Source organism: Endozoicomonas sp., from assembly GCF_031844845.1.
Classification (GTDB): Bacteria; Pseudomonadota; Gammaproteobacteria; order Pseudomonadales; family Endozoicomonadaceae; genus Endozoicomonas.
The window spans coordinates 1-5,632 of record NZ_JAVRMB020000435.1; the positions used below are offsets into that span (position 1 = coordinate 1).

At 40.8% G+C, this 5,632-nt stretch carries 6 protein-coding genes; 3 read left to right on the forward strand and 3 right to left on the reverse strand.

From position 1 onward, the window contains the following. On the reverse strand, positions 1 to 2,577 hold a 2,577-nt coding region (locus RM811_RS23965), incomplete at its 3' end, for a hypothetical protein (RefSeq protein WP_402529385.1). Between the two features lie 316 nt (positions 2,578 to 2,893). Here RM811_RS23965 and RM811_RS23970 point away from each other — a divergent pair. Both RM811_RS23970 and RM811_RS23975 read left to right on the forward strand, forming a co-directional pair. Next, complete coding sequence (locus RM811_RS23970) at positions 2,894 to 3,355, forward strand: HIT domain-containing protein (protein ID WP_402529387.1); 462 nt, start codon at positions 2,894 to 2,896, stop codon at positions 3,353 to 3,355. A 137-nt stretch (positions 3,356 to 3,492) separates the two neighbouring features. After that, positions 3,493 to 3,693, forward strand: coding sequence for a SlyX family protein (locus RM811_RS23975; RefSeq protein ID WP_402529390.1), 201 nt, complete (start codon positions 3,493 to 3,495; stop codon positions 3,691 to 3,693). Between the two features lie 65 nt (positions 3,694 to 3,758). Here RM811_RS23975 and RM811_RS23980 read toward each other — a convergent pair whose 3' ends face one another. Beyond that, positions 3,759 to 4,373 (reverse strand): cold-shock protein, encoded by a 615-nt coding sequence (locus RM811_RS23980; RefSeq protein WP_402529392.1) that lies wholly within the window; start codon positions 4,371 to 4,373, stop codon positions 3,759 to 3,761. Positions 4,374 to 4,920: 547 nt separating this feature from the next. Continuing rightward, positions 4,921 to 5,094, reverse strand: coding sequence for a hypothetical protein (locus tag RM811_RS23985; RefSeq protein ID WP_402529394.1), 174 nt, complete (start codon positions 5,092 to 5,094; stop codon positions 4,921 to 4,923). 49 nt (positions 5,095 to 5,143) lie between these two features. Between RM811_RS23985 and RM811_RS23990 the strand changes: the two genes are divergently transcribed. After that, a complete protein-coding gene (locus tag RM811_RS23990; RefSeq protein ID WP_402529396.1) occupies positions 5,144 to 5,485 on the forward strand; it encodes an HU family DNA-binding protein in 342 nt (113 codons plus the stop codon). Positions 5,486 to 5,632 lie beyond the last annotated feature (147 nt).

Here is a 5,632-nt window from a genome sequence, read left to right on the forward strand (position 1 = left end):
CGCTGAGTTTATAATATTTACTATTTCATCATTCCATTGATTAAACGCTTCACTAAATTCCTCATTGTCCTCTGGGAGTTGGACATTATAGCCATGCTTTATCATAATATCTTCCATTTTTATCTTTATATTATAAAGCAGGTCTTTAACACTATTTATTGTTTCAGCCATTAAATCATTAGCCAATGAACTATCAGTGTCGACACATTCTACTATGCCACAGGTGCCCGAATGGTAGCCGATACCGACACCAGTCTCTTCTTTTAAATGGGAAGCATACTGATCAAGGGTGATCATATATTCTTGACAGAGGTTTTTATGACTCTCAATTAAGAATGCTAATAAAATATCAGATGGATTTTCAGTTTCTCGCTGTATACTTTGTTTGGTAATATTAATTATCTCAGCCCGTCGTTCTTTGAAAGCATTTAGCAATTCCTGCTTATATTTGTGGTGTCTATTTCCTGATCTGCCATTCTCATATTTTTTATTAATAGAGTTTACATCATTCTTCAGGATTTCAACCTGCTCCCGAAGTTGTTCGTTGGTTTTTTCATATATTTCACTCGAGGTAACTTCCAATGCTTCGCTTGATGATCCACTACCAGGTTCGCCAGAAAACTCAAATTTTCTTTGACCAATCGATTGATCAATGATTTCCACTACACTGGATTCTCTGAACAGCTGTTTATGCGTGGAGTGCTGTTTCCAAAGGGTAGTGGGAGTAATTGCTATTCCCGAGCCTTCTTTCTGCTCAGACATCTGCTGATTTTCATTATCAATTGATCCTGCTGGTAAATTATCTAAAGAAGGCGTCATTTTGTGCCTGATAAGTATGGTTGTTTTGGCAGCGGTGGTCGTTATTCCTGCGGATGGCGTTGGCGTTTGGAGTATTGGCTCTTTTGTACTGCTTTCTGGTGTTGTCGCGAGGCCTGCTGGTGGGGGACAGGTGGCTGGTTGAATACTGCTTCGCCACTGGTCATTAACGATCGCTGGTAGTGGCTCCAGAATCTTATAGTCAGATAACGAGATTTCAGGCGCTGGATTATCTTGCTCAAGTTGTTCGATACTTTCAGGGTCCAGTCTTTTAGACTTGTTCATTGTTATTGCACTGGATACAACTGAATTTACCGTCTGCTCTAAGGCTTTAAAAAATAGATTCATTGATTGACTGGTAAAGTTAAAATAGTCATCTATTTTTTTATAAACTTTCTCGGCTCTATTTTCCTGATCAATTTGTAGTTTTTGTATTGTAACTTTTGCTGTACCTATGCTTTCCTCTGTTGGAGCGTCTTGATAAGTAGTCAAAAGATGCTTGTTATGTTTTTCTTTGTTTGAGGCTAATAACTGATTTATACCATCCTTGGCTCTATCAGTTTGTTCTTTTAATTTTCTGTCTAAACGAGTTTTTGCATAACTAAGCTCAATGGGGGAATAGGATGGGTCATCAATTGTATTCAGTTCCGAAAAAAGTTTTTTGAACTCAATTTTGATGATCGAATTTATTTTGCTTGCTTCTTCAGATATCGTTTTTATGAGTTCTTCCATTTTGTTGATTGTGTTTTCAATTAATTTTTCATCATCAATAGATATTATGGTTGAAAAGTTATCGAGATAATCTGTTGTTGATATGGGTGTTGATATGGGTGTTGATGAAAGTGTGGGTGTTTTTGTTGTGTTCGTTATCTCTTTATTGTTTTTTTTTGCAGGCTTGCTTGCCAGTGTGTGATCAGCTATCTTCAGTGCTTTGTTGTCAACTCTGGACGCTATTTTCATGTCTCTGTTGGTGTGTTTTTCGAATTCATCATCGATTTTATTTATAATGGTAGTTTTAATTTTGTCGAGTTTTTCCAACATTGGTCGAATTTCTGAAATAACGGCTGCTTTTGATTTCTCGAGTAATGCTGGGTTTGATTGAATGTGGGTGATTTCTGTTTCTATGCTTTGTCTAGCTGTATCCGTTCTTTGGTTTGTGAGTTGTAATATGGATTCTTTAAGGTGACTGCTAATAGAAAAAGAACAATTCATTTTGTTTGTTTCTTCTTCTATAATGTTTGGCGCAAGGTGTTTTAAAGATTTAATGATGTCATCTTTTTTTACTTTCATTTCTGAAAGTAACTTGAAATTGTCGTTTTTGTATTGTCTGAATGCTCTGTTTAGTTCTTTGTTTAGCTCCTCAATCTTAGCTGCGTATATCCTTTTCAGTGTTTCTATCAGGCCGTTAACCTCTATTTCGTCAGCAAATCCTGAGTTTATGTCTTCCATAAGGCTGTTTACAGTGGTTTCGTCAACTGTTGTTGATTTGCTCTGCTGGTATTCTGTGGTTATTTCATTGTTACCCGTTAAAAAAGGCACTGTGGGAGTGTTTGGGTGCTGGGGTTTTCGTCGCTCTAAATTCTGATCAGAGCTTGTTTCTGAAGTGAATATTGTTCGGGATTGTGGAAGCGTATGCAACAGTGGCCCCTGTGTAACCGTTGATGCTTCCGACCCTTTTGTTGGCTCTGATGTCTTGTTTTGAGGGTTAATGTTTACTGTTGTGGCATCAAAGGTATTCGCTTTGCTATTATAAACTTCCATACATATTACTCCGGCTAACTATGAAAAAAATTACTGCAATACGCATTTTAAATAAACAGTAACTGTCGAATGTTAACGGGTTTGAATAAATATAGCGATAAATATTGATTGAATAGAAAATAATTGAGCATGAATTAGAATAGTTGATAGTACTCTACTGAGAGTATTCCGGTTCGGATAAAACTTTTCCGTTCAGATTGCCCGGGCAAGCCAGTGATGTCCTACTGTTTATCTCCGCCGGTCAATCAGTGGCGGCTGGTTTACCGTTGGCAGGGTACTTTACGAGGTATTTTCTTCTCTGTTTAATTTTCAATGGATGGGTGGCGCTGTGAGTGGCTTTGATCTGGATCCCCGGCTGGCAAGAGATTGCGTGGTTATAGGCGATTTTCCTGTTTGTCGATTGTTGCTGATGAATGATAGTCATTATCCGTGGTTTATTCTGGTACCCCGTGTACAGAATGTAGAAGAGATTTATCAGCTGGATGAGGCTGCTCAGGAGCAACTGTTGCGTGAGTCATCTTTTCTGGCAGAAATGCTACAGGCTCTTTTTTCGGCAGAAAAAATGAATGTTGCTGCCCTGGGTAATGTTGTACGACAGCTTCATGTACACCATGTTGTCCGTTATAGCCATGACGCTGTCTGGCCAGCGCCGGTTTGGGGTAAACAGCCTGCTCAACCGTATACTGCGGAAGAACTTTCAGAGATTATGAGAAAACTGGAAGAAGCAATAACGGGTGTTGATTCTTTTCAATGGTCGAAAGGGAATTTGGAAGGCTGAGTCCCAGAGAGTAGACTGCGCCATTTGATTTATCCATGTCTGTCTTTTTGGGTGTAGCTGCCTGCCCTGATTGATATGAACATGCCTCATTTGTCCGTTAAATGTGGCATAACCGGCTGTCTGTGGGAGTTAAAATCATGCGAGACGAACTGCTTGCGCTGCAAACGCAGTTAAGCTATCAGGAAGATACCATTGCTCAACTGAATGAAGTGGTCACTCGACAGCAGAGAGATATTGAGCGGCTAACGGAAGCATTGGCGCAACTGAAGAAGCAATTTGACGAGATGCCTTCTGAGCAGTTGGACGCTCAGGAAGAGTTACCACCACCGCATTATTGATTCTGTTATCCGGGTGTTATTTTGGCTGGAGGGTTTCTCCAGCCAAAATAAACATTCCTTTCAGGTTATCTGCCTTTTGGGGCTGCAATGACATCTTCAGCCTGCAGTCCCTTATCCTTTTCTATAACGATGAACTCAACTCTCTGTCCTTCGCTGAGTGTGCGATGGCCTTCTCCACGAATGGCGCGGTAATGGACAAAAATATCATCACCAACATCACGGGTAATAAAACCAAAGCCTTTGGTAATATTGAACCATTTGACGGAGCCGGTCTCACGGCCAGAGTCATCGGCAAAATCCGGGTGTGAGACAATGGGATTGTTCAGGCTGATGAAAACGTGAATCAGCGTGCCTGCACTAAGCGTAATGAGGGCAATTTTGTCCAGCGTGATGCCTGGGATCACTAAGGTGCTGTCGGCTGTGAAGCCCACTGCCGCTGCAATACCGGTAATCATTAAGATTGATCCGATAGCCTGAACCCCGCGACGGGAACCGTAACATACCGTAGCACTGACCCCTGCCATCAGGTTAACCAGAGAGGCTGCCATCAATACGACAATGGCTGAGCTGCTCAGGTTAACGGGCTCAGAAGAAAGCTGGAAAAGCCCGGTAATGCTGGTAATGATGAGAAGAAAAGCCAAAAGGCCGGTAATAAGGTGAAAGCGTTTTAAGTGTTTCAAGGCATGTTCCCTTTATTTGTTATCAGTATCAGTTGAAGATAATCGAGCCCTTTTGATCGAATATTTCCGGAGTTAACAGTCACTTATGAAAGCAGTCTCTATGGTAAATCTGTTGTCCATTTTGCATCAGCACTGCTTTTTATTACGGCTTTGAACTCGATAAAATACGGTGTGCTACTCATTCTGATGGAATACATGTTTCCGATATCAGTGGTTAATGTACCGTTATGGCGATTTTTTCTCAAATATTGGCTGGTAATTTCTGAAGTGATTTGATGCTGGCTGAGAGCATATTTTGTGTTGAGGCAGGAAGATACTTGATGCAGTAAGCATTAACAAACCTGCAAATGCCGTAGTGAACTCTGTGTGAGTTCCATGAGTGTTGTGATTAGGTCTGTTATTTAGGTATGAACCTTTGAGTAAAAAGTGCTCGACATGGAAAAATACTGATATTAGAGTGGTATTCAGTACCTTGGATGTTCGCAGTTATTACCTTCTCTTGCAGTTTGTGATTGTTTGGGGGTAGTTTTAGATGACAGGGTTGTACTCATGGAGTGATTGGTCGTTTATTAAATGGCTTATCGAGAGTAGAGGTACCAATATCCGCCTGATGCAGTGGCAGATAATGCAGTAGCTGATAAATGCCGTCGCTTAAAAATGCCGTCGCTGAATAGGAGTTGTGTTGATCTATTCCAGACAGCAGCAGCTTAAGTATTGGCAAGCACGCAATGCCTTGTTTAAAGGGATTTTTCATCAGGAGAGTTATGACTATGGCTGCTAAAAAAGCGTCCGCAATCAAAGATAAATACAGCAAAACCCAGATGCTTGCAGAAATTTCAGAAAATACCGGACTAAGCCGAAAGCAGGTCGGTGCGGTAATGGACGAGCTGGGGGAACTGGTTGAACGTCATATTAAAAAAAGAGGCTGTGGTGAGTTTACTTTGCCCGGATTGTTAAAAATTGTGACCAAGAAAAAACCGGCGCAAAAAGCGAAAAAGGGTGTTCCTAATCCTTTCAAGCCAGGCGAGCTGATGGATGTACCAGCCAAGGCGGCGTCTATTCAGGTTAAGGTCAGGCCGTTGAAAAAGTTAAAAGAGTTTGCCACTTCGTAGAAGGCAAATTTTAAAGAAATTTAAGAAAGGGACGATAACGTCCCTTTTTTTGTGGTTGCAATTTGATCAGCGTTATAGAAAAATGATTTCACATTGCGCAAAGGACGTATATCACCAAGGGGAACTGCTTATGTCAGTTGGTGGTAG

Bases quoted from the DNA above. Each gene is read 5' to 3' on its own strand.
- RM811_RS23970 (WP_402529387.1), top strand. From the start codon at position 2,894: ATGGGTGGCGCTGTGAGTGGCTTTGATCTGGATCCCCGGCTGGCAAGA.
- RM811_RS23975 (WP_402529390.1), top strand. From the start codon at position 3,493: ATGCGAGACGAACTGCTTGCGCTGCAAACGCAGTTAAGCTATCAGGAA.
- RM811_RS23990 (WP_402529396.1), top strand. From the start codon at position 5,144: ATGGCTGCTAAAAAAGCGTCCGCAATCAAAGATAAATACAGCAAAACC.